We start from the raw sequence: 21,578 nt of genomic DNA, 5'->3' as shown, positions 1-21,578 counted from the left end.
CCCATCACCCCATCTGCTGCCCAAGCCGCTCCCAGCCGTCGAAGAACGGGAAGCGCTTGGCCCAGAAGTCCGCCAGCCTCGGATCAGCATCCACCCGCCGGACAACCTCCGCCATCCTCGGCGCCGCCTCGTAGAACCGCACCCGCCGGGGCCCCCAGCGGCTCACCACCGTGACGTAGAGGTCCAGCACCGTCAGCTCGTCGCCCAGCAGGTACCGTCCCGGCGTGATCTGGCTCTCCATCATCGCCCAGCAGTCGAGGATGCGCTCGGCCGTCGCGGCCTTGATCCGCGCGCCGACGTCCGGGTCATCCCCGCCCAGCCGAGACGGATCATCCCGCACCCAGAACAGCGAATAGATCGAGGCCGGGATGAAGGTCATCCAGCGCAGGAACTGGGCGCGTGCCGGGTCGTCAATCGCCGGGCCAAGCCGCGCTTCTGGAAACCGATCCGCCAGCCAGATCAGGATCGCCGCGCTCTCGGTGATCGTCTCGCCGTCGGGGGTGACCAAGGCCGGGATCTGCTTCAGCGGGTTCACCGCAGCGACCTTGGCCTGCTCGGCGGCGCCTTCCCAGGTCGGGGCCTCGACGATCTCGTAGGGCAGGCCGATCAAGGACATAGCGGCCTCCACAGGCACGCCGCCGGAGCCCAGGGCGCTGAAAATCCGGTAGGTTTCCATGGTCAAGCTCCGTGACTTATCCACACGCCGCTCACAACATCTTGTGTGGCTGCGACATCAGAACCACTAGATGAACGAGAGGGCTTTGGTAGGGTGGGATCATCTTATCGTCCCTCCACGATTCTAGCCTCCCAGGGTTCGCCATGTCCGCTTCCTCGCTCATCCTGCCCGGCCTGATGACCCCCTCGGGCGGCTACAAGCCGTTCCGCTATCCGTGGGCCTACGACTTCTGGAAGAAGCAGCAGCAGGTCCACTGGATGCCGGAAGAGGTGCCGCTGGGCGAGGACCTCAAGGACTGGGCCGTCAAGCTGAACGACAAGGAACGGAACCTGCTGACGCAGATCTTCCGCTTCTTCACGCAGTCCGACGTCGAGGTGCAGGACAACTACATGGAGCGCTACGGCCGGGTGTTCAAACCGACCGAAGTGAAGATGATGCTGGCCTCGTTCGCGAACATGGAGACGATCCATATCGCGGCCTACGCTCTGCTCCTCGAGACCATCGGCATGCCCGAGACCGAGTTCTCGGCGTTCATGGAATACGAGGCCATGAAGGCCAAACACGACTACATGCAGACGTTCGGCGTCGACTCGAACGCCGACATCTGCCGCACCCTGGCGATGTTCGGCGGCTTCACCGAAGGCCTGCAGCTGTTCGCCTCGTTCGCGATGCTGATGAACTTCCCGCGCTTCAACAAGATGAAGGGTATGGGCCAGATCGTCTCGTGGTCGATCCGCGACGAGAGCCTGCACTGCGACGGCATCATCAAGCTGTACCACGCCTTCAACAAGGAAACCGGCGCGGTGACCAAGTCGGTGGCCGACGACATCATCGACTGCTGCAAGACCGTGGTCGGGATGGAGGACAACTTCATCGACCTGGCCTTCGAGGCCGGCGACATCCAGGGCATGACCCCGGACGACATCAAGGCCTATATCCGCTTCATCGCCGACTGGCGCCTGCGCCAGCTGCAGCTGCCGGAAGTGTACGGCGTGAAGGAAAACCCGCTGCCCTGGCTGCAGTCGCTGCTGTCGGGCGTCGAGCACGCCAACTTCTTCGAGGCCCGGGCGACCGAGTACTCGAAGGCCGCGACCAAGGGTCAGTGGCACGGTTCGGACGGCGTCTGGACCAGCTTCGACGAGATGATGCAGAAACGCTCGGACCTGACGCCGGCGCAGTGATCGCTTCAAGCGGGGCGTAGGAGCAGGGCGGGTCCGCGAGGTCCCGCCCTTCTTCGTTTTGGCCTCCCGAGACGGAATGAGAAGTGCGTGACCCCGTCGTGATCGCGGTCTAGGACGGGCGCGATTTCAGTCGGAGTGCTCCCCATGACCACCATCGCCCTGATCGGACCCGGCGCCATCGGCGGGACCCTGGCCACGTGGCTGGGGCAGCGGGAGGACCTGGACCTGACGGTCTGCGTGCGCACGCCGGTCGAGCGGCTGGTGCTGGAGACGCCGGATGGCGAGGTGACCGCTACGCCGCGCTTCGCGACGTCGCCGGAAGGTCTATCGCCGGTCGACTGGGTGCTGGTGGCGACCAAGGCCTATGACGATGTGGCTGCGGCGCCGTGGCTGCAGGCCCTGGTGGGCCCGAGCACCCGGGTGGCGGTGATCCGCAACGGCGTCGAGCATCGCGAGGCCTTCGCCGGGCGCGTGGCCGACGAGAACCTCGTGCCCGTCATCGTCGACTTCCCGGCCGAGCGGCCGGCGGCGGGGCATTTCCGCCAGCGGCGTTACGGCTGGATCCGGGTGGAGGAAGGCGCGGCCGGCGAGGCGTTCGCGGCGCTGTTCGCCCACACGCCGATCGACGTGGCGACGACGGACGATTTCGTCTCGGTGGCCTGGCGCAAGCTGGCCTTGAACGCGGCCGGGGCGGTCAACGCCATGACCCTGAAGCCGTCGGGCGTGGCCCATGATCCGGGCGCGGCGGCGGTGATGAAGGCGCTGGTCGCCGAGTGCGTGGCGGTGGGCCGGGCCCAGGGCGCGACACTGTCCGACGAGTTGGGCGATCAGGTCGTCGAGGGCTACCGCCAGGGGCCGCCGGACATGGTCAACTCGCTGCTGGCCGATCGCCAGGCGGGCCGGCCGATGGAGCTGGACGCCCGCAACGGCGTCATCGTCCGCCGGGGCGCGGCGCGGGGCATCCCCACGCCGGCCAACAGCATGATCGTGGCCTTGCTGAACGCGGCCGCCGGCTAGTTACGGCTGGTACTTCTTCGGCAGCGCCTTGATCTCTTCCGGCGTCAGCTTGGTGATAGTCTTGGCGCGGATCGGGATGGGCATGCCCAGGCCGTCGCCGACGCGCAGGTCCAGATCTAGCGGACCGCAGACGCTGTCAGGGCCGCGCACCACCGAGACCAGGTGCGTGCCCGGCCAGGTCAGCTGGCTGGAGCCATAGGCCAGGTCGACGCGATAGACGTCGCGGCCACGGACCTTCATGTACAGGGTGTTCTTGTCCGGCGCGGTCCAGCCGCGCCAGTCGGACAGGTAGAAGCACTGGCGGGCGGGCTTCACGGCCTTTGCGGGGGCATCGCCTTGCGCCGCCGAAGCGGCCGAGGCGCCCATGCTGGCGAGGGCGAGCCCGATCAGCGCCGAGCGCGCGATATCGGTGATCTTGCTCATGACGTCATCGTCCTAAAAAGCCCCTCGTCTCAAGAGATTGGACCTCGCCGGGGCCTTGTCAAGTTTTTACTGTACATTTGAAACTGTACACGAAAAAGCCCGCCTCCGAGGGGGAGGCGGGCTCTCGTCGAAGCCTTGTGGGCTAAGGGGTCTAGGCCTTGGCGGGCTCGGTGTCCGGCTGAACCTCGTCCAGCTCGCCTTCCCACTTGGCGACCACGGCGGCGGCGACGCTGTTGCCGACAACGTTGGTGGCCGAGCGGCCCATGTCCAGCAGGTGGTCGACGCCGAGGACCAGCGCGATCCAGGCTTCCGGCAGGCCGAAATAGGTGAGGGTGGCCATGATCACCACCAGCGAGGCGCGCGGCACGCCGGCGATGCCCTTGGAGGTCACCATCAGCAGCAGCAGCATGAAGATCTGCTGCTGGACGCTCAGGTGCACGCCGTGGGCCTGCATGATGAACATGGTGGCGAAGGTGCAGTAGAGCATCGAGCCGTCGAGGTTGAACGAATAGCCCAGCGGCAGGACGAACGAGACGATGCGGCGGCGCACGCCCACGCGGGGCAGGCCGTCCAGGATGCGCGGATAGGCGGCTTCCGACGAGGCGGTCGAGAAGGCCAGCAGGGCCGGGTCGCGGATGACGCCGAACAGCGGGATGACCCGCTTGCCCAGCACCAGCGCGCCGGCCAGGAACAGCAGGATCCAGAGCACGCCCATGGTGGCGTAGAAGCCCAGAACGAACTTGCCGTAGACGGCCAGCATCGACACGCCCTGGGTGGCGATGGTCGAGGCCAGGGCCGCGAAGATCGCCAGCGGGGCCAGCTTCATGACGAAGTTGGTGACCTTCAGCATGACCTGGGCGGCCTGCTCGGCCAGTTCCAGGACCTGCGGGGCCTTGTTGTCCAGCGAGGCGACGGCGGTGCCGACGAACAGGGCGAAGACGACGATCTGCAGGATCTCGTTCTTGGCCATGGCGTCGAAGATCGACACCGGCACCAGGTGGGTCAGGAAGCCCTTCAGGGTGAAGGCGTCCGTCGTGGCGGCCGGGGCGGCCGAGGCCTGCATCTCGGTCAGGTTCAGGCCGTGGCCCGGGTTCAGCAGGTGGACCATCAGCAGGCCCAGCAGCAGCGAGACCGCCGAGGCGCTGATGAACCAGGCCATGGTCTTGGCGCCGATGCGGCCGACAGCGGCGGCGTCTTCCATGTGGGCGATGCCGGCGATCAGGGTCGTCAGCACCAGCGGCGCGATGATCATCTTGATCAGGCGCAGGAAGATGTCGGTGATCAGCGAGAGGCTGCTGGCGGCGGCCTTGGCTTGGGTCGGGTCCATCGTCTGGTTGATGAACCAGCCGACCGCGACGCCCAGCACCATGGCCGCGACGATCAGAATGGCGAAGCGTTTGTTCATGAATCCCCCTGGCGCCCCCCACCAAGGTCATTGGCGGACGTCGACGGCATGTTCTGGTTTCCGAAAGGAACGACGCACGAGAACGCCCGCGCCGCCATTCGCTCCTTCCTTGAGCATTTCAGCCCTTGTGGCCGACCTGCGCGAGTTCGTCCATGCCCTTGAAGTGGTCCAGCCTGGCTTCCCGCGCGCCACGCCGAAGATACGGGCTCATCCTGTAGACGGACGCCCGCGCGGCTTCCTCACCTGCGGTCTCATCTTTGCTAAGTAATAAATCATTCCCATTCGGCCGGCCCGACGTCTCGCCAACGTCGCAAAACGTCGCTATAAGGCGCCATGTCAAACCAAGAAAAAGCAATCGCCGTCGTCGAACGGCTCAATGACGAATACGAACGCGCCGTCGACGCTCTCCGGACCGCCCTGCGCGCCTATCTCGAAAATGGAACCCGCCCGGACCCGCAGACGCGGTTCGACGGCTCGTTCGCCTATCCCGAGCTGCGCCTGACCTACGATCCGGAGGCCCTGCCGCCCAAGCTGGCCCGTTCGTACGCTCGCGTCAGCCGCCCCGGCGTCTATTCGACGACCGTGACCAAGCCGGCCCAGTTCAAGGATTATCTGGTCGAGCAGCTGAGCCTGCTGATGGACGACTTCGACGTCGATATCGAGGTCGACCGCTCCCGCCAGGAGATCCCCTATCCCTACGTGCTGGACGCCACCATCGACCTGAACCAGGCCGATGTCCGCTCAGAGGACATCGCCCGCTTCTTCCCGACCACGGACCTGGCCTTCATCGGCGACGAGATCGCTGACGGGGTCTGGAACCCGGCGCTGGAGGAGACGCGTCCGCTGTCGCTGTTCGACGGCCTGCGCACCGACTTCTCGCTGGCGCGCCTCAAGCACTACACCGGCACGCCGGCCGAGGACGTGCAGCAGTTCATCCTGTTCACGAACTACAACCGCTATGTCGACGAGTTCGTGCGCTGGAGCATCGAGCAGCTGCAGCAGCCCGACAGCCCCTATACGGCCCTGTCGTGCGCGGGCGGCCTGACCATCACCGCCAACACGGCCAATCCTGAGCTGGCGGTGGCGGAGTCGACCTGGCGCAAGCACCAGATGCCGGCCTACCACCTGATGGCTCCGGGCGGCGCTGGTGTGACCCTGCTGAACATCGGCGTCGGCCCGTCCAACGCCAAGACGATCTGCGATCACCTGGCGGTGCTGCGTCCGCAAGCCTGGCTGATGATCGGCCACTGCGGCGGCCTGCGCGACACCCAGACCATCGGCGACTACGTCCTGGCCCACGCCTATCTGCGCGACGACCACGTGCTGGACGACGTGCTGCCGCCGGAAATCCCGGTGCCCTCGATCGCCGAGGTGCAGCGCGCCCTCTACGACGCGGCCAAGGCGATCAGCGGCGACAGCGGCGACCAGTTGAAGAAGCGCCTGCGCACGGGCACCGTGGTCACCACCGACGATCGCAACTGGGAACTGCGCCACAGCCTCTCGGCCCTGCGCTTCAACCAGAGCCGGGCCGTGGCCATCGACATGGAGTCGGCGACCATCTCGGCCCAGGGCTATCGCTTCCGGGTGCCGTACGGGACGCTGCTGTGCGTGTCGGACAAGCCGCTGCACGGCGAGATCAAGCTGCCGGGGCAGGCGAATGCCTTCTACGAGCGGGCGATCAGCCAGCACCTGCAGATCGGGATCTTGACCTGCAAGCTGCTGCACGCCGAAGGGCCGAACCTGCACTCGCGGAAGCTCCGCGCGTTCGACGAACCGCCGTTCCGGTGATCTGAACTAGATCCTCCCCCGCGATGCGGGGGAGGTGGCCCGGAGGGCCGGAGGGGGCTAACGCGGCGTTCGCCCAGCCCGCCCCCTCAGTCACTTCGTGACAGCTCCCCCGCATCGCGGGGGAGCATCTATTTTCTCAGAGCCGCTCGACAATAATCGCCGGCGCCATCCCGCCCGCCGCGCACATCGTCACCAGGCCGCGCTTCAGGTCCCGCCGCTCCAGCTCGTCCAGGATCGTGCCGATCAGGATCGAGCCCGTGGCCCCGATCGGGTGGCCCAGCGCCATCGCCCCGCCGTTCACATTGACCTTGTCGCGGTCCAGCTTCAGGTCGCGGATGAACTTCTCGGCCACGACGGCGAAGGCCTCGTTGATTTCCCACAGATCGATGTCGTCCGGCGTCAGCCCGGCCTTGGCCAGGGCCTTGCGCGCCGCCGGGACCGGGGCGTTCAGCATCAGGGTCGGGCTGTCGCCGACATTGGCCATGGCCAGCACGCGGGCGCGGGGCTTGAGGCCGTTCTTCCGCGCATAGTCCGGCGAGGCCAGCAGCACCGCCGCCGCCCCGTCCACCACGCCTGACGAATTGCCGGCGTGGTGCATGTGGTCGATCTTCAGGTCCGGATAGACCTGCCGGATCAGCCCCGCATAGGTATTGCCAGCCTCATCGACCGGGATTTCAGCCAGGGCCGCGAACGAGGCCTTCAGGCCGGCCAGCCCTTCGGCGGTGGTCTGCGGACGTGGGAACTCTTCGTGCGCCAGCGCCACCGAGCCGTCGTCGCGCAGCACCGGGATCAGGCTGCGATCGAAGTGGCCGCCCTTGATGGCCAGATCCGCGCGGCGCTGGCTCTCCAGCGCTAGGGCGTCGACATCGGCCCGGGTGATGCCTTCCAGCGTGGCGATGGCGTCGGCGCAGACGCCCTGGTGCGACTGCGGATGGCGGGCGCGCAGGCGCAGGTTGCCGCTGTCCAGCATCGGCGGCGAGGTCGGATTGGCCGTGGCCGAGGTGTAGGACATCATCTCGGTGCCGCCGGCGATCACCAGGTCCTCCATGCCGGACATGATGGTGGCCGCCGCCAGGTTCACCGTGGTGATGCCCGAGCCGCAGAAGCGGTCCAGGGTCACACCACTCGCCCGGGTGTCATAGCCGGCGTCCAGCGCGGCCATGCGGCCCAGGTCCCCGCCTTGCGACCCGCGCTGGCTGGAGGTGCCCCAGATGATGTCGTCGACCTCGGCGGTGTTGAGCTGGTTGCGCTCGGCCAGGGCCTTCAGGACCGTGGCGCCCAGGTGCTGGGGATGGAAGTCGGCAAGGGCGCCCTTGCCGACCTTGCCGATGCCGCGCGGCGTGCGGCAGGCGTCGATGATCCAGGCTTCGCCCATGATCCAGTTCCTCCTCTTGTTGCGAGGAGTGAACCGAAGGCGCCGCTAGGGTAGTCCAGAGCCTTTTACGCCTCTTCGGCCCAGGCCTTGATCAGCTGATGGGCGATGGCCAGGGCCGGCGGGCAGAAGGCGCCCTCCATCTCGCCCTTGATCAGCAGGTGGGCCTCTTCCTTGCTGAACCAGCGGACCTCTTCCAGCTCGGTCTGGTCGGGGGCGGCGTCGCTGCTGTCGACCTCGGCGATCAGGCCCATCATCAGCGAGCCCGGCCACGGCCAGGGCTGGCTGGAGTGGTAGCGGACGGCGGTGGCGGTCAGGCCGGCCTCTTCCTTCAGCTCGCGGGCGCAGGCCTCCTCGATGGTCTCGCCGGGCTCCAGGAAGCCGGCCAGGGCCGAGAACATGCCGGCCGGCCAGGCGGCCTGGCGGCCCAGCAGGCACTTGCCGTCGTGCACGGCCAGCATGATCGCCACCGGGTCGGTGCGCGGGAAGTGCTCGGTGCCGCACGACGGGCAGATGCGCTTCCAGCCGCCGTCGGCGACGTTGGAGGGCTGGCCGCAGGCGCTGCACCAGCGGTGGCGGCGGCGCCATTCGAACATGGACTTGGCGGTGGCCAGGATGCCGGCGTCGGCCGGCGGCAGGGTCGCGGCGGCGGCGCGCAGTTCCTCGAACCGGCCCAGGCCCTGCAGCGGGCCCTCGGCGGGATCGGTGGCGGTGTCGATATCGACGGCGAAGACCGCGATGTCCTTCCACAGGCCCAGATACAGCAGCTTCTCGTTGCCGCCCGCCAGGTCCTGGGCCAGGTCGGCGCGCAGATAGGCGATCTGGACGCCCGTCGACTTGCCGTCGTCGTCCAGCAGGTCCTCGACCAGCGGCTTGCCGTTCCACAGCGCCACGGCCAGGGATTCGGCGTCCGCCAGCTTTTCGGCCAGCCAGGCTTCGTCCCCCCGGCGCTCGCTGTCGCGGTTCAGGGGGTTGCCGGCGAAGGTGTTGGTGATGATCGAGAGAGGCATGTGCGAACCTCTAGCGCGAGTACGAACGCTCGTCACGACGTCGCAGATGCGTCATGCGGCTTGCATCCGTCGCGATGAGTCGCGATATAGGCCTTGGAGATCGGCGCGGACGGAAGCCTCGCCAACCTGGTCAGGGCCGAGAGGCAGCAGCCACAACGAGATCACCTCTGGGTCGCTGTCCGGTCTCCACCTTCCTCTTCCCCTAAAATCTGTCAGCAGATCGTCGCGCCGTTGAGCGCGAGGCTTTTGCTGCGCCCTTCGCACCACTACACTCAGCGCCATGGCCGACCTCGACGACCTCTCGCCTGATTCCGCGCCGCCTTGGGACGAAGCGCCCGCAGAGCGGGACGAGAACACCGCCGACATCTTCGGCGATGCTCCCGCCCCTGCGCCCGCGCCGGTCGTGGAAGCGCGTCCCGTCGTCGAATCCCCGCCCGAGAACGAGAAGGGCGACGCCTATACGGTGCTGGCGCGGAAATACCGCCCGCGCACCTTCGAGGACCTGATCGGCCAGGAGGCCATGGTCCGCACCCTGGCCAACGCCTTCTCGACAGGCCGTATCGCCCACGCCTTCATGCTCACCGGCGTCCGGGGCGTCGGCAAGACCACGACCGCGCGCCTGCTGGCCCGCGCCCTGAACTACGAGACCGACACCGTCAAAGGTCCGTCCGTCGACCTGACCGTCGAGGGCTATCACTGCCGCTCGATCATCGAGGGCCGGCACATGGACGTGCTGGAACTCGACGCCGCCTCGCGCACCAAGGTCGACGAGATGCGCGAGCTGCTGGACGGGGTGCGTTACGCCCCGGTCGAGGCGCGCTACAAGGTCTACATCATCGACGAAGTGCACATGCTGTCGACGGCGGCGTTCAACGCGCTGCTGAAGACGCTGGAAGAGCCGCCGCCGCACGCCAAGTTCATCTTCGCCACCACCGAGATTCGCAAGGTGCCGGTGACGATCCTGTCGCGCACCCAACGCTTCGACCTGCGCCGGGTCGAGCCGGACGTGCTGGTCAAGCACTTCGACAAGATCTCGGCCAAGGAAGGCGCGCGGATCGAGATGGACGCCCTGGCCCTGATCGCCCGCGCGGCGGAAGGCTCGGTGCGTGACGGCCTGTCGCTGCTGGACCAGGCCATCGTCCAGACCGATCGCGGGGCCACGGTCACCGCCACGGTCGTGCGCGACATGCTGGGCCTGGCCGATCGCGGCCAGACCATCGCCCTGTTCGAAAACGTCATGGCCGGCAAGACCAAGGACGCGCTGGAGGGCTTCCGCGCCCTCTGGGGCTTCGGGGCCGATCCGGCGGTGGTGATGCTCGATGTGCTGGACCATTGCCACGGTTCGGCGGTGTCCAAGGCCCTGGGCCCCGACGCCCTGTCGATGCCCAAGGAACAGGCCGCGCGCTTGGCCGCCATCGGGGCCCACACCTCGGCCGGCACGCTGTCGCGCCTGTGGCAGATGCTGCTGAAGGCCCACGAGGAAGTGCGCCGCGCGCCCGACGCCATGGCCGCGGCCGAGATGGCCTTGATCCGCCTGTGCTACGCGGCCGACCTGCCCGGTCCGGAGGAAGCCCTCAAGGCCCTGCGCGACGGGACGCCGATCGGCGGCGGTGGTCCGGGTGGCGGCGTCGCCATTGGTGGCGGCTCGGCCGGCGGCGCGACCTCGGCCGCCCAGGCGCCGATGACCATGGCCGCGCCGGGCCAGCAGGCCATGCCGGTCGTGGCCTCGTTCGAGGACGTCATGGCCCTGATCGCCGCCAAGCGCGACATCGGCCTGCGGCTGGACGTCGAGCAATATGTCCGCCCGATCAATTTCCGGGCCGGGGCCATCACCTTCGAGGCCGCGCCCGGCGCGCCTGGCAACCTGGCCGGCCGCCTGGTCCGCTTCCTGAAGGAGCATACCGGCCAGCCCTGGCTGGTCGCGGCCGAGGGCGGCGGCGGGGCCGAGAGCCTGATGGAGCGCCAGAAGCGCGAGGAACGCGAGGCGCTGGCCGAGATCAAGAAGGATCCCTTCGTCGCCTCGGTGCTGTCGGCCTTCCCCGGCGCCGAGATCGTCGAGATCCGCAAGCTCCTCACCCCGGAGGCCCCGCCTCTGGAGCCGGACGAGGAAGAGGGCTGAGCGGCCCGCGTTTGAACTGGAGTATTTGAGATGAAAGACCTCGGCGGCCTGATGAAGCAGGCCCAGGCCATGCAACAGAAACTGGCCGACGCCCAGGCGCGCCTGGCCGAGAGCACCGTCGAGGGGACCTCGGGCGGCGGCATGGTCACCGTCACCCTGAAGGGCACGGGCGAACTGGCCAAGGTGGTGCTGGACGAGAGCCTGATCGAGCCGGGCGAGGGCGAGGTCATCGCCGACCTCATCGTCGCCGCCCACGCCGACGCCAAGAAGAAGCTGGACGCCAAGCAGGCCCAGATGATGCAGGACGCCGCCGGCCCGATGGCGGGCCTGATGGGCGGCATGCCCGGGATGAAGTTCTAGAAGCTTGGCAGCCTCCGCCGGACCCGAGATCGAGCGCCTCATCGCCCTGCTGTCCAAGCTGCCGGGCCTGGGTCCGCGTTCGGGCCGGCGGGCGGCTCTGGCTTTGCTGAAGAAGCGCGACACCCTGCTGGCGCCGCTGGCCCTGGCCATGGCGGAAGCCCAAGCCAAGGTCCGCACCTGCTCGACCTGCGGCTCGCTGGACGTCACCGATCCCTGCTCGATCTGCGCCGACCGCACGCGCGATGTGCGCCTGCTGTGCGTGGTCGAGGAGGTCGGCTCGGTCTGGGCCATGGAGCGCGGCGGCTCGTTCAAGGGCCGCTACCACGTGCTGGGCGGACTGCTGTCGGCGCTGGACGGCGTCGGCCCCGAGGCCCTGCGGATCGGCGAACTGGCGGCCCGCGTGGCCGACGGCGAGGTGGCCGAGGTGATCCTGGCCCTGCCGGCCACGGTCGATGGCCAGACGACCGCCCACTACATCGCCGACCGCCTGGCCCGCACCAATGTGCCGGTGACCATGCTGGCGCGCGGCGTGCCGGTCGGCGGCGACCTCGACTGGCTGGACGACGGCACCATCGCCCAGGCGTTACGAGCGCGGCGTCCGGCCTAGCAGTTCGGCGAGGGCCGTCAGGTCCAGGTCGGGCGACTTGCGCCGCGACAGGTCCAAGGTCCGGCGGCCCAATTCCTTATAGAGATCGGCCAAGGCCGGATCGTGGGCGGCGATGGCTTCGGCCTGCGCCTCGACGGTCACGGCGTCGCCGCGCGCGATGGGGCCGGTCAGGGCCTGGACCGGTCCACGCTCCAGGATCGCACCGAGCGCATCCCAAAGGATCGGCGAGAGGATGCGAAGACTGTCGGCCCGCTCGATCCCCGCCGCCGCGTGGCTGTCCAGCGCCGCCTGCACCAAGGTCGCCAGGTAGTTCGACGCGAACACCGCCCCTGCATGATAGAGCCGCCGGTCGACGGTCTCAGCCAGGATCACGGGATCGCCGCCGATCGCCGTCACCGCCGGGGCCAGCTTGGCGATGGCCTTCGCGTCGCCCTGCAGCGTGCAGGCCACGCAGGCGAAGGTCAGGATCTCGCGCGCCGGATCGGCGAACGCCTTGACCGGATGCAGGCTCGCCACGGCCGCGCCGCCTTGGCGCGGGGGCTCCAGCGGCGCCAGGTCGCGCGCGCCGCTGCAATGGAACACTGTCAGCCCGGCCGGGCTCGTCAGCCGTTCCACAGCCGCCTCAAGCGCGCCGTCGCTGACGGAGAGCATGACTACGTCGCCCGGCTGGACGGGGATCACGTCGTCGAAGCTCATGACGTCGCCCGCGCCGACAAAATCCCGCGCAGCCGCCGTGCGCTCGCGGTCACGCCCGACGATCCCGGCGATCTCATAGGCGCCATGGTCGTGGAACAGCCGCCCCAGGGTCCTGCCGACCGCGCCCGGTCCGATGATCCAAAGCCGGGCCATGCTGGCGCTCCTTGCGACGACGTCGAGCATCTAGACCGTCCGCGCCCGGATATCGAGGGCGCCCCCGCTGACAGCGCCGCTTGGCCGTGCCAAGCTCCGCATAGTCGCGTTCGGCCGATTACCGACGCGCCAGTGGAGGGACTGATTACATGAGCACGCCCGAAGACAAGGCTCCGGAAGCCGAAACCGAAGCTCCGCACCCGGCCAAGGTCGGCGTGGTCGACAAAGGCCACAACGTCACCGGTTTCGCCGGTGAGCCGATCAACGGCATGATCGCCGACCTCGCCGACGGCGACGACTGATCAAGGCGGCGGCCGGGCGGTAGGCTCGGCCGCCTTCCGTTCGGGTACGACTCCGGCTAAGAACGGAGCATGAACTTCTCCAATCCGTTCCTGATCCTCACGATCGTCTTCGCCCTGGCCGCGCTGGCCTGCGCCCTGTGGGCCGTCGCCGCCCAGCGCCGGGCCGCCAAGGCCGAGGCCCAGGCCTGGATGCTGAACGAGAAGGTCGCCCAGGCCGACGAGCGCCACCGCCTCCTCGAAGACCAGAACGCCACCCAGATCGAGCTGATCCGCGCCCAGGCCGCTCAGAGCGCCAACGCCATCGCCGAGCAGCTGATCAAGCGCGCCGACGAGAACGCCAAGAGTCGCGAACGCCTGGCCGAAGCCCGCCTGGAGGCCCAGCTGAAGCCGGTCGCCGAGACCCTGGCCAAGTTCGAGGCCCAGGTCACCGCCGTCGAGAAGACCCGCGCCGAGGAGACCGGCGGCCTGAAAGCCCAGATCGCCGCCCTGCTGGAGGCCTCGACCGCCACCCAGACCGAAGCCCGCAAGCTGTCGGCCGCCCTGCGCCGCGGGGCCGGCGTCCAGGGCCGCTGGGGCGAACAGACTCTAAGAAACGTCCTTGAGGCCGCTGGCCTCAACAGCCGCTTCGATTTCCAGGAGCAGTTCAGCGTCGACACCGAGGAAGGCCGCCGCCGACCCGACGTCAAGGTCACCCTGCCGGGCGGCGGGGTGTTCGTGATCGACGCCAAGTGCTCGCTGAACGCCTTCCTGGAATCGCAGGAGGCCACCGACGAGACCCTGCGCGAGGCCGCCATGGTCCGCCACGCCGCCAGCGTCCGCAGCCATATGCAGAGCCTGTCGTCCAAGACCTATTGGGATCAGTTCGCCGGTGAGGGCTCGCCCGACTTCGTGGCCATGTTCGTGCCCGGCGACGGCTTCCTGGCCGCCGCCCTCGACCGCCTGCCCGAACTGATGGCCGAGGCCATGGATCGCCGGGTGGTGCTGGTCACACCGACCACCCTGTTCGCCCTCTGCAAGGCTGTCGCCTATGGCTGGCGGGCCGAGGACCAGGCCAAGAACGCCGCTCGTATCGTCGAGGTCGGCCGCGAGCTCTACAAGCGCGTCTCGGTCATGGGCGCCCACGCCGGGGCCATGGGCAAGGCGCTGGAGAGCGCGGTGGGCAAGTACAACCAGTTCGTCGGCTCGCTGGAGAGCCAGGTCCTGACCCAGGCCCGCCGCTTCGAGGAGCTGTCGGTCGACCACGAGGGCAAGGAAATCGCCGAACCGGCGCTGGTGGAGCAGGGTGTTCGCCCCCTCACCAAGCTCGCGGTGGGGCAATCTCCCACCTTGACGCTCGGAAATGACCCCACTACCTGAGTGAGATCATGGCTATCCGTCGCATCCTCACCGTCGATAACGCCGCCGATCTGGCGACGCTTAAGAAGATCTCCACCCCGGTGGAGACCGTCACCGACGAGCTGCGCGCGCTGATGGATGACATGCTGGAGACCATGTACGACGCCCCGGGCATCGGCCTGGCCGCCGTGCAGATCGGCGAGCCGATCCGGGTGATCACCATGGACCTGGCCCGCGAGGGCGAGGAGCCGGCCCCGCGCTACTTCGTCAATCCCGAGATCCTGTCGAGCTCGGAAGACGTCCTCGGCTACGAGGAAGGCTGCCTGTCGGTGCCGGAATATTTCGACGAGGTCGAGCGCCCGGCCAAGGTCACCATCCGCTACATGAACTACCAGGGCGAGACGGTCGTCGAGGAGGCTGAAGGCCTGTTCGCCGTCTGCATCCAGCACGAGATGGACCACCTGGAAGGCGTGCTCTTCATCGACCACCTGTCGCGTCTGCGCCGCGACCGCGCCATCACCAAGGTCAAGAAGGCCCGCCGCGCGGCCTGATGATCAAGGTCGCGCTGGCCAGTCTGGCGCTCCTGACGTCCGCTCTCTATGCCGTTGCGCCGGGCTTGTTCCAGCCGGGACAGCCTGATCTCGGCCTGCGCGCCGCGTCGGGTACGGAAACCTTCACCGTCTTCGCGCCGACCGAGCGGACCGACCGCTTCAGCAACGGCGTGGTGCTGATCCCGTTCAAGGGGCGCCTCTACGCCCAGTGGCAGAGCTCGGCCCGCGACGAGGACGCCGCCGACACCTGGGTCGCCTGGAGCGTCAGCGCCGACGGCAAGACCTGGAGCCCGCCCAAGGCCCTGGCCCGCGCCGGCGACAACGGCCTGATGCGCTCCAGCGGCGGCTGGATCACCGACGGCAAGACCCTGGTCGCCTATGCCAATGTCTGGCCCGAGGGCTTCCAGTCCGGGGCCGGCGGCTATGCCGAATATCGCACCAGCACCGACGGCATGACCTGGAGCGAACCGCGCCGGGTGATGGGCAAGGACGGCCGGCCGGTCGAGGGCGTGATCGAGCAGGACCCGCACCGCATCGACGGCCGGGTCATCGGGGCCTTCCACCTGCGCCCCGGCATGATCGCCAAGCCGTTCTTCACCGACGACCCTCTGGGCCTGACCGGCTGGACCCAAGGCAGGATGGAGAACCTGCCGCGCGACGCTTCGGCCGCCACGGCCGCCCACGAGAAGAAACTCAGCCGCGAGATCGAGCCCAGCCTGTTCCGCCGCGCCGACGGTTGCGTGGTCATGGTGTTCCGCGACGAGGAGCTGAGCTTCCGCCAGCTGGCGTCCGAAAGCTGCGATCGCGGCGTCACCTGGACGACCCCGGCCCTGACCGACATGCCCGACGCCCGCGCCAAGCAGAGCGCCGGCAACCTGCCGGGCGGCTCGGCCTACCTGGTCAACGCGCCCAACAGCGACAAGCCGCGCATCCCGCTGGCGGTGACGGTCAGCCGCGACGGCCGCGTCTTCGACCGCAGCTGGCGCCTGCGCGGTCAGGCCGACCTGCAGCCCCTGCGCTTCGAGGGCCAGTACAAGCGCCCCGGCTACCACTATCCCAAGAGCGTCGTCTGGAACGGCTACCTCTATGTCGGCTACGCGGCCAACAAGGAGGACGTCCAGGTCACCCGCGTCCCGCTGAAGGCGCTGGAGCGGCGCTAGCGGCCGGGACCCGTCACCTCGACCTCGTCCTGGGCCGAGCTCAGCCTGGACCGCAGGTCGTAGGCGCCGGGTATGTGGGGCATGGTCGGTCGCCAGCAGCTTTCGAGGGCCTTCGACGCCTCCCGCCACCAGCCTGAGACGGGGCCCAGGGTGTCGCGTCGCAGCACAAAGTCGCCGTCGTCACGCGCCGCCGGGCCCATCAGGGTCACCTCGGAAGCATCGCTGACCACGACGCTAGAGCGGGTGTCGAGGCCGGCCATGGCGATCGGCGGCAGCCGGCCGATCTTGGCGATCGTCTCTTCCAGCGCCGGGCACGTGCGTCCGTCGATCCAGTCCGCGCGTGTGGTGACCACGCCCATCTTCTGGTCGCGCCGCCGACGCTCCAGCACCCAGATGCGGCTCGGTGGGTCGCCCACCTCGTAGAACACCGCCGCCTCGTCGACGAAGATTCCCAGTCCCCCGCCCGCCTGCTTGACCCGGTAGGAGGTCCGCACCGGAACGGACGGCGCGTTCGGGACGTCGACCTGCGGCGGCGCGGCTTTCGCCGGCTCCGGCGGGGCCGAGCAGGCCGAGACGGCCAGGAGGATGACGAGGGCGAGGAAGCGCATGGCGTCAACCTAGGCGGTCGGCGCGCCGAAACCAAACCGGTTTGGCGCCTATCGCTTGCGGCCTTGATCGGTGTCGTACGGCGTCCCGTCGCGGTGGCGATAGACGCCTTCGCCGTCGCGGAGCACCAGGTCGATGTCCGGATAGTCGCAACCGTCCTGGTCCGGCCGGCGCGAGCCGATCTCCAGCAGCAGGACGTCCTTGTCCGAGCGGTTCTGGAAGTGGTGGCCGTTCTCGACACCGGCCTTGAAGCCCGCGCAGTCGCCGGCGCGCAGCACCGTCTCGCCGTCGTTCTCCACGAGGACGACCTCGCCCTCGACCACCCAGGTGAACTCGTCCTCGGCCGTGTGCCAGTGGCGCTGGCTGGACCAGACGCCGGGCTCTAGGCGCAGCAGGTTGACGCCGAACTGGTCGAGCCCGACGGCGTCGCCCAGCTTGGTGCGGTGGCGGCGCAGGCAGGGTTCGTTGAACGGCGCGGGATAGGCCGTGCCGACGCGGGTCGGGGCAGTGGATATATCGATCTTGGGCATGTCGGCCTGACTGGATTTGCGTCTCGCGGGAGGGAAGCCTAAAGCCAGGATCATGACCAGCCCCGCGCCCGCTTCCGTCAGCATCGACCCCGTCGAACTCGCCCAGGCCCTGATCCGGCGTCCCTCGGTGACCCCGGCCGATGCCGGCGCGATGGACACGCTGCAACGGCAGCTGGAGGCCCTGGGCTTCAACTGCCGTCGCATGAAGTTCGGCGAGATCGAGAACCTCTACGCCCGGCGCGGGACGGCGCGGCCGAACCTCTGCTTCGCGGGTCACACCGACGTGGTGCCGGTCGGCGACGACGCGGCCTGGACCGCCGGGCCGTTCGAGGCCGAGATCAAGGACGGGGTCCTGTACGGCCGCGGCGCGGTCGACATGAAGTCGGCCATCGCCGCCTTCGTCGCCGCTGTCGGCAAGGTTCCCGAGCATGCCGGCTCGATCAGCTTCCTGATCACCGGCGACGAGGAGGGCGTGGCCGAGGACGGCACCGTCAAGGTCGTCGAGGCCCTGGCCGCCGAGGGCGAGATCATCGACCACTGCATCGTCGGCGAGCCGACCTCGGCCAACCTGCTGGGCGACATGGTCAAGATCGGCCGGCGCGGCAGCATCAACGCCTGGATCGCGGTCGACGGCAAGCAGGGCCACGTGGCCTATCCGCACCGGGCCGCCAACCCGATCCCGGTGATGGTCGACATCCTCTCGCGCCTGCAGAGCCGGGTGCTGGACGACGGCTATACCGGCTTCCAGCCGTCGAACCTGGAGGTGACCACGGTCGATGTCGGCAACCCCGCCACCAACGTTATCCCGGCCAGCGCCAAGGCGCGGGTGAACATCCGCTTCAACCCGGCTCACAAGGGCCAGGAGCTGGCGAGCTGGATCGAGAGCGAGTGCCGCGACGCCGCCGAGGGCTTCTCGGGCCGCGTCGAGGTGCTGTGCAAGATCAGCGGCGAGGCCTTCCTGACCGAGCCGGGGGCCTTCACCGACGTGATCGTGGCCGCCGTCGGCGACGCCACCGGCCGCGTACCGGAGCTCTCCACGACAGGCGGCACCAGCGACGCCCGCTTCATCCGCGCCCTGTGCCCGGTGGTCGAGTTCGGCCTGGTCGGCTCGACCATGCATCAGGTCGACGAGCGCGTGCCGGTCGAGGAGATCCGCTATCTCGCCGACGCCTATGAGGCGCTGATCAACCGCTACTTCGCGGCGTTCGCTTAGCGGCCGGAGCGTCGGGCATGAAGGCGCTCTCGATCCCCGACGTGCTGGCCGAGGTGGCGGTGCTGGTGAAGCCGCACTTCGGCAAGGGCCGCACCGCCGACTACATCCCGCAGCTGGCGGGCGTGCCGGGCGGCAAGTTCGGCATGGCCGTGCGCACCGTCGCCGGCGACGAGCACGTGATCGGCGACGCCGACGAGGGTTTCTCGGTCCAGAGCATCACCAAGGTCTTCGCCCTGGGGCTGGCGTTGAACCGCCTGGGCGACGAGACCTGGACGCGGGTCGGCAAGGAGCCGTCGGGTACGCCGTTCAACCATCTGTCGCTGCTGGAAGCCGAGCAGGGCGTGCCGCGCAATCCGTTCATCAACGCCGGCGCGCTGGCCGTCACCGACATCCTGATGGACGTCACCAAGGACCCGGCCGCCCTGGTCCGCGACTTCGCCGGCTTCCTCTGCGATGAGCGGCTGGAGATCGATCCGACGGTGGCGGCGTCCGAGTTGGCCAACGCCTGGCAGAACCGCGCCATCGCCAGCCTGATGCGCGGCAAGGGCACCCTGACCCACGACCCCGAGAGCGTGGTGGCCGCCTATTGCCGCCAATGCGCCCTGACCATGAGCTGCCGCCAGCTGGCGCGGGCCTTCCTGCCCCTGGCGGCGGGCGGTTTCTCGCCGGTGGCGCAGGAGACGGTGTTCCCCGAGCGCCTGACCCGGCGACTGAATGCCCTGCTGCTGACCTGCGGCATCTATGACAGCGTCGGCAACTTCGCCTACCGCGTGGGCTTGCCCAGCAAGAGTGGCGTCGGCGGCGGCATCGTCTCGGTGATCCCCGGCAAGGCGACGATCGCGGTCTGGTCGCCGGAACTGGACCGCTTCGGCACCAGCGTGGTCGGCACGGCGGCGCTGGAGGCGTTCAGCCAGATCACCAACTGCTCGGTGCTCTAGGCGCCGTAGCCCACGCCGACCAGATACAGGCCATCCGCCGGGGCCACGGGCCCGCACTCGCGCCGATCCTTGGCCTCCAGCGCCGCCTTGACGTCGTCCGGCGTCCAGCGGCCGGCGCCGACCTCGGCCAGGGTGCCGGTCATCGAGCGGACTTGGCGGTGCAGGAAGGACCGCGCCTCGAAGTCGAGGTGGATTTCCTCGCCGACCCGACGCACGCGGGCGACGTCCAGGGTCTTCAACGGGCTCTTGGCCTGGCAGTGCATGTCCCGGAAGGTCGTGAAGTCGTGCAGGCCGATCAGATGCTGCGCGGCCGCGTGCATGGCCTCGGCGTCCAGCTCCTTCTTCACGTGCCAGACCTTGCCCTTGTCCAGGGCCGGCGGGGCGCGGCGGTTGAGGATGCGGTAGAGGTAGCGGCGCTCATTGGCCGAGAACCGCGCGTGCCAGTCGCCCTCGGCGACTTCGGCCGAGAGGATCGACACCGCCTCGCGCATCAGGTGGGCGTTGAGGGCGTTGAGCACGGTCTGGGCGGGCCAGTCCTTCTCGAGATCGACATGCACGACCTGGCCGGTGGCGTGGACGCCGGTGTCGGTGCGGCCGGCGGCGGCGATGCGCACGGTCTCGCCGCTGAAGGCCGTCACCGCCGTCTCGATCGCGCCCTGCACCGACGGCAGCACGGCCTGGGCCTGGAAGCCCGAATAGGGCCGGCCGTCATACTCGACGAGGAGGCGGTAGCGGGGCATCAGGCCAGGATGGTCCCGGCCGCGACTGGGAAGCCGCGCGTGAAGGTCTCGGCGTCCTGGACGCCCTTGCCTTCGCGCTGGGCCTTGAGCAGGCGGACGGAGCCTTCGCCGCAGGCGATGAGCAGGCTGTCATCCAGCGCCGCGCCGGCAGCGCCCGAGGCGGTCTCGACGCGCGACAGCAGGGCCTTCACGCGGACGGGGCCCTTCTCGGACGGCGCCTCGAACCACGCGCCGGGGAAGGGCGAGAGGCCGCGGATGTGGGCGTCGACTTCGGCGGCCGGGCGGGTCCAGTCGATGCGGGCCTCGGCCGACTTGATCTTCTTGGCGTAGGTGACGCCCTCTTCGGACTGCGGCGTCTCGCGGGCCCCGCCGCGCTCGATGGCGGCCAGGGCGACGGGCAGCAGGCGCGCGCCGACCTCGGCCAGCTTGTCGTGCAGGGTGGCGACGGTGTCGTCGGCGGCGATGACAACTTGCTCGGACATCAGGATCGGGCCCTCGTCCAGACCCTCGCTCATCCGCATGACCTGGACGCCGGTGACCGGGTCGCCGGCCATGATCGCCCGCTGGATCGGAGCCGCGCCGCGCCAGCGGGGCAGCAAGCTGGCGTGCAGGTTGAAGCAGCCGTGAACGGGGGCGTCGAGCACGGCCTGGACCAGGATCTGGCCGAACGCGACCACGACGGCGGCGTCCAGTTCCAGCGCCTGGAAGGCCTCGATCTCCTCGGCGGTCTTCATCGAGACCGGCGTGCGGACCGGCAGGCCCAGGCCCTCGGCGAAGGCGTGGACCGGCGAGGGCTTCAGTTCCTGGCCGCGCCCGCGCGGGGCCGGCGGCTGGGAATAGACGGCGACGATCTCGTGGCCCGAGGCGACGAGTTCGGCGAGGCAGGTCACGGCGAAGTCCGGAGTGCCGAGGAAGGCGATGCGCATGGCGGGGGTTTAGACGGCCCGGCGCTCGGACGCAAAGAGGAGTCGGAACCTAGGCCGTGGCCCTCCGTTATCCAGCCGACTCAAGAGGAGCCAAACCATGCGTTCCAAGCTGATGCTGATCGCCGCCGCCGGCGCGGCCCTGACCCTTGCCGCCTGCTCGCAGGAACACGCCACCGAGGTGAAGGAGGGCGCGAAAGCCGCCGCCTCCGACATCAAGGACGCCGCCCACAACATCGCCAACGACCCGGACGTCAAGGAAGCCGGCACGGCGATCAAGGAAAGCACCAAGGAAACCGCCGCCGACCTCAAGGAAGCCGCCGGCGAGGCCACCGACAAGGCGCAAGCGCTGGGCGAAAAGGCCGGCGACAAGGCCAAGGAAGCGGGCAGCGACCTGAAGCAGGACGTCAAGGAAGGCGCGGCGGACAGCAAGCGCCAGGTCCACGAAGCGACGAAGTAGAACGGAAAAGGCC

23 protein-coding genes and 1 other RNA gene are annotated in these 21,578 nt (G+C 68.9%); 14 read left to right on the top strand and 10 right to left on the bottom strand.

Annotated elements, in window-relative coordinates; translation table 11 throughout:
• Positions 1–4 precede the first annotated feature (4 nt).
• Positions 5–676, bottom strand: coding sequence for a glutathione S-transferase family protein (locus AC07NI_RS12125; protein WP_494619112.1), 672 nt, complete (start codon positions 674–676; stop codon positions 5–7).
• Positions 677–819: 143 nt separating this feature from the next.
• Here AC07NI_RS12125 and AC07NI_RS12120 point away from each other — a divergent pair, with 143 nt between their 5' ends.
• Entirely contained in the window at positions 820–1,857 is a 1,038-nt protein-coding gene (locus tag AC07NI_RS12120; protein ID WP_494619108.1) for a ribonucleotide-diphosphate reductase subunit beta, read from the top strand.
• A gap of 144 nt (positions 1,858–2,001) precedes the next feature.
• Positions 2,002–2,874, top strand: a complete 873-nt coding sequence (locus AC07NI_RS12115; RefSeq protein WP_494619106.1) for a 2-dehydropantoate 2-reductase — start codon at positions 2,002–2,004, stop codon at positions 2,872–2,874.
• On the opposite strand, the gene AC07NI_RS12110 is transcribed toward AC07NI_RS12115, so the two are convergent.
• Complete coding sequence (locus AC07NI_RS12110; RefSeq protein WP_494619103.1) at positions 2,875–3,297, bottom strand: DUF6491 family protein; 423 nt, start codon at positions 3,295–3,297, stop codon at positions 2,875–2,877.
• 151 nt (positions 3,298–3,448) lie between these two features.
• Complete coding sequence (locus tag AC07NI_RS12105; RefSeq protein WP_494619099.1) at positions 3,449–4,702, bottom strand: dicarboxylate/amino acid:cation symporter; 1,254 nt, start codon at positions 4,700–4,702, stop codon at positions 3,449–3,451.
• A 333-nt stretch (positions 4,703–5,035) separates the two neighbouring features.
• On the opposite strand from AC07NI_RS12105, the gene AC07NI_RS12100 reads away from it, so the two are divergent.
• Entirely contained in the window at positions 5,036–6,490 is a 1,455-nt protein-coding gene (locus tag AC07NI_RS12100; protein ID WP_494619094.1) for an AMP nucleosidase, read from the top strand.
• A gap of 136 nt (positions 6,491–6,626) precedes the next feature.
• On the opposite strand, the gene AC07NI_RS12095 is transcribed toward AC07NI_RS12100, so the two are convergent.
• Together AC07NI_RS12095 and nudC are read right to left on the bottom strand one after the other, a co-directional pair.
• Positions 6,627–7,865: an acetyl-CoA C-acetyltransferase gene (locus AC07NI_RS12095; RefSeq protein WP_494619091.1), complete on the bottom strand. Its 1,239-nt coding sequence runs from the start codon at positions 7,863–7,865 to the stop codon at positions 6,627–6,629.
• Positions 7,866–7,930: 65 nt separating this feature from the next.
• On the bottom strand, positions 7,931–8,872 hold the full coding sequence (nudC, locus tag AC07NI_RS12090; protein WP_494619088.1) for an NAD(+) diphosphatase: 942 nt from the start codon (positions 8,870–8,872) through the stop codon (positions 7,931–7,933).
• 94 nt (positions 8,873–8,966) lie between these two features.
• On the opposite strand from nudC, the gene ffs reads away from it, so the two are divergent.
• The 4 genes from ffs to recR all read left to right on the top strand — a co-directional run bounded on the left by ffs (position 8,967) and on the right by recR (position 11,958).
• Positions 8,967–9,064: signal recognition particle sRNA small type (gene ffs / locus AC07NI_RS12085), an RNA gene on the top strand.
• An 88-nt stretch (positions 9,065–9,152) separates the two neighbouring features.
• A complete protein-coding gene (locus AC07NI_RS12080) occupies positions 9,153–10,991 on the top strand; it encodes a DNA polymerase III subunit gamma/tau (RefSeq protein ID WP_494619086.1) in 1,839 nt (612 codons plus the stop codon).
• 30 nt (positions 10,992–11,021) lie between these two features.
• Positions 11,022–11,351, top strand: coding sequence for a YbaB/EbfC family nucleoid-associated protein (locus tag AC07NI_RS12075; protein WP_494619084.1), 330 nt, complete (start codon positions 11,022–11,024; stop codon positions 11,349–11,351).
• A 4-nt stretch (positions 11,352–11,355) separates the two neighbouring features.
• Positions 11,356–11,958 (top strand): recombination mediator RecR, encoded by a 603-nt coding sequence (gene recR / locus AC07NI_RS12070; RefSeq protein WP_494619080.1) that lies wholly within the window; start codon positions 11,356–11,358, stop codon positions 11,956–11,958.
• Here recR and AC07NI_RS12065 read toward each other — a convergent pair.
• Positions 11,935–12,837: a Rossmann-like and DUF2520 domain-containing protein gene (locus AC07NI_RS12065; protein ID WP_494619078.1), complete on the bottom strand. Its 903-nt coding sequence runs from the start codon at positions 12,835–12,837 to the stop codon at positions 11,935–11,937. The two genes, recR and AC07NI_RS12065, sit on opposite strands and share 24 nt — an antisense overlap.
• Positions 12,838–12,956: 119 nt before the next feature.
• Here AC07NI_RS12065 and AC07NI_RS12060 point away from each other — a divergent pair, with 119 nt between their 5' ends.
• The 4 genes from AC07NI_RS12060 (at position 12,957) to AC07NI_RS12045 (ending at position 16,155) form a co-directional block, all read left to right on the top strand.
• A complete protein-coding gene (locus AC07NI_RS12060) occupies positions 12,957–13,109 on the top strand; it encodes a hypothetical protein (RefSeq protein ID WP_454718194.1) in 153 nt (50 codons plus the stop codon).
• 69 nt (positions 13,110–13,178) lie between these two features.
• Entirely contained in the window at positions 13,179–14,465 is a 1,287-nt protein-coding gene (locus AC07NI_RS12055; protein ID WP_494619075.1) for a DNA recombination protein RmuC, read from the top strand.
• A gap of 8 nt (positions 14,466–14,473) precedes the next feature.
• Positions 14,474–14,995, top strand: a complete 522-nt coding sequence (gene def / locus AC07NI_RS12050) for a peptide deformylase (protein WP_494619073.1) — start codon at positions 14,474–14,476, stop codon at positions 14,993–14,995.
• Positions 14,995–16,155 carry a sialidase family protein gene (locus tag AC07NI_RS12045; protein ID WP_494619070.1) on the top strand — a complete coding sequence of 387 codons (1,161 nt, stop codon included), beginning with the start codon at positions 14,995–14,997 and terminating at the stop codon, positions 16,153–16,155. The genes def and AC07NI_RS12045 overlap by 1 nt, the downstream gene beginning before the upstream one ends.
• Here the strand turns inward: AC07NI_RS12045 and AC07NI_RS12040 are convergent.
• Together AC07NI_RS12040 and AC07NI_RS12035 are read right to left on the bottom strand one after the other, a co-directional pair.
• Complete coding sequence (locus AC07NI_RS12040; protein ID WP_494619068.1) at positions 16,152–16,763, bottom strand: hypothetical protein; 612 nt, start codon at positions 16,761–16,763, stop codon at positions 16,152–16,154. The genes AC07NI_RS12045 and AC07NI_RS12040 overlap by 4 nt on opposite strands.
• Before the next feature lie 48 nt (positions 16,764–16,811).
• On the bottom strand, positions 16,812–17,291 hold the full coding sequence (locus tag AC07NI_RS12035; protein WP_494619066.1) for a cupin domain-containing protein: 480 nt from the start codon (positions 17,289–17,291) through the stop codon (positions 16,812–16,814).
• 52 nt (positions 17,292–17,343) lie between these two features.
• On the opposite strand from AC07NI_RS12035, the gene dapE reads away from it, so the two are divergent.
• Complete coding sequence (gene dapE / locus AC07NI_RS12030) at positions 17,344–18,504, top strand: succinyl-diaminopimelate desuccinylase (protein ID WP_494619063.1); 1,161 nt, start codon at positions 17,344–17,346, stop codon at positions 18,502–18,504.
• 17 nt (positions 18,505–18,521) lie between these two features.
• Positions 18,522–19,442, top strand: a complete 921-nt coding sequence (locus tag AC07NI_RS12025) for a glutaminase (RefSeq protein WP_494619061.1) — start codon at positions 18,522–18,524, stop codon at positions 19,440–19,442.
• Here AC07NI_RS12025 and truA read toward each other — a convergent pair.
• Together truA and fmt are read right to left on the bottom strand one after the other, a co-directional pair.
• On the bottom strand, positions 19,439–20,182 hold the full coding sequence (truA, locus tag AC07NI_RS12020; protein ID WP_494619058.1) for a tRNA pseudouridine(38-40) synthase TruA: 744 nt from the start codon (positions 20,180–20,182) through the stop codon (positions 19,439–19,441). The two genes, AC07NI_RS12025 and truA, sit on opposite strands and share 4 nt — an antisense overlap.
• Entirely contained in the window at positions 20,182–21,108 is a 927-nt protein-coding gene (gene fmt / locus AC07NI_RS12015) for a methionyl-tRNA formyltransferase (protein ID WP_494619055.1), read from the bottom strand. The genes truA and fmt overlap by 1 nt, the downstream gene beginning before the upstream one ends.
• Positions 21,109–21,205: 97 nt before the next feature.
• Between fmt and AC07NI_RS12010 the strand changes: the two genes are divergently transcribed.
• The gene (locus tag AC07NI_RS12010; RefSeq protein WP_494619053.1) at positions 21,206–21,565 is read left to right on the top strand and encodes a cell surface protein; all 360 of its coding nucleotides are present in this window, start codon (positions 21,206–21,208) and stop codon (positions 21,563–21,565) included.
• Positions 21,566–21,578 lie beyond the last annotated feature (13 nt).

The sequence above is a fragment of the Caulobacter sp. GW821-FHT10E02 genome (genome assembly GCF_059415225.1).
This window is presented reverse-complemented; position numbering and strand designations above follow the sequence as displayed.

What these genes read in the sequence shown, in the direction of transcription:
- AC07NI_RS12110 (WP_494619103.1), bottom strand. Translation starts at nt 3,297, where the DNA reads ATGAGCAAGATCACCGATATCGCGCGCTCGGCGCTGATCGGGCTCGCC.
- AC07NI_RS12035 (WP_494619066.1), bottom strand. Translation starts at nt 17,291, where the DNA reads ATGCCCAAGATCGATATATCCACTGCCCCGACCCGCGTCGGCACGGCC.
- AC07NI_RS12095 (WP_494619091.1), bottom strand. Translation starts at nt 7,865, where the DNA reads ATGGGCGAAGCCTGGATCATCGACGCCTGCCGCACGCCGCGCGGCATC.
- AC07NI_RS12075 (WP_494619084.1), top strand. Translation starts at nt 11,022, where the DNA reads ATGAAAGACCTCGGCGGCCTGATGAAGCAGGCCCAGGCCATGCAACAG.
- truA (WP_494619058.1), bottom strand. Translation starts at nt 20,182, where the DNA reads ATGCCCCGCTACCGCCTCCTCGTCGAGTATGACGGCCGGCCCTATTCG.
- AC07NI_RS12055 (WP_494619075.1), top strand. Translation starts at nt 13,179, where the DNA reads ATGAACTTCTCCAATCCGTTCCTGATCCTCACGATCGTCTTCGCCCTG.
- AC07NI_RS12045 (WP_494619070.1), top strand. Translation starts at nt 14,995, where the DNA reads ATGATCAAGGTCGCGCTGGCCAGTCTGGCGCTCCTGACGTCCGCTCTC.
- AC07NI_RS12040 (WP_494619068.1), bottom strand. Translation starts at nt 16,763, where the DNA reads ATGCGCTTCCTCGCCCTCGTCATCCTCCTGGCCGTCTCGGCCTGCTCG.
- AC07NI_RS12080 (WP_494619086.1), top strand. Translation starts at nt 9,153, where the DNA reads ATGGCCGACCTCGACGACCTCTCGCCTGATTCCGCGCCGCCTTGGGAC.
- AC07NI_RS12100 (WP_494619094.1), top strand. Translation starts at nt 5,036, where the DNA reads ATGTCAAACCAAGAAAAAGCAATCGCCGTCGTCGAACGGCTCAATGAC.
- AC07NI_RS12115 (WP_494619106.1), top strand. Translation starts at nt 2,002, where the DNA reads ATGACCACCATCGCCCTGATCGGACCCGGCGCCATCGGCGGGACCCTG.
- fmt (WP_494619055.1), bottom strand. Translation starts at nt 21,108, where the DNA reads ATGCGCATCGCCTTCCTCGGCACTCCGGACTTCGCCGTGACCTGCCTC.
- def (WP_494619073.1), top strand. Translation starts at nt 14,474, where the DNA reads ATGGCTATCCGTCGCATCCTCACCGTCGATAACGCCGCCGATCTGGCG.
- AC07NI_RS12065 (WP_494619078.1), bottom strand. Translation starts at nt 12,837, where the DNA reads ATGCTCGACGTCGTCGCAAGGAGCGCCAGCATGGCCCGGCTTTGGATC.
- dapE (WP_494619063.1), top strand. Translation starts at nt 17,344, where the DNA reads ATGACCAGCCCCGCGCCCGCTTCCGTCAGCATCGACCCCGTCGAACTC.
- AC07NI_RS12125 (WP_494619112.1), bottom strand. Translation starts at nt 676, where the DNA reads ATGGAAACCTACCGGATTTTCAGCGCCCTGGGCTCCGGCGGCGTGCCT.
- AC07NI_RS12025 (WP_494619061.1), top strand. Translation starts at nt 18,522, where the DNA reads ATGAAGGCGCTCTCGATCCCCGACGTGCTGGCCGAGGTGGCGGTGCTG.
- AC07NI_RS12105 (WP_494619099.1), bottom strand. Translation starts at nt 4,702, where the DNA reads ATGAACAAACGCTTCGCCATTCTGATCGTCGCGGCCATGGTGCTGGGC.
- nudC (WP_494619088.1), bottom strand. Translation starts at nt 8,872, where the DNA reads ATGCCTCTCTCGATCATCACCAACACCTTCGCCGGCAACCCCCTGAAC.
- AC07NI_RS12060 (WP_454718194.1), top strand. Translation starts at nt 12,957, where the DNA reads ATGAGCACGCCCGAAGACAAGGCTCCGGAAGCCGAAACCGAAGCTCCG.
- AC07NI_RS12010 (WP_494619053.1), top strand. Translation starts at nt 21,206, where the DNA reads ATGCGTTCCAAGCTGATGCTGATCGCCGCCGCCGGCGCGGCCCTGACC.
- AC07NI_RS12120 (WP_494619108.1), top strand. Translation starts at nt 820, where the DNA reads ATGTCCGCTTCCTCGCTCATCCTGCCCGGCCTGATGACCCCCTCGGGC.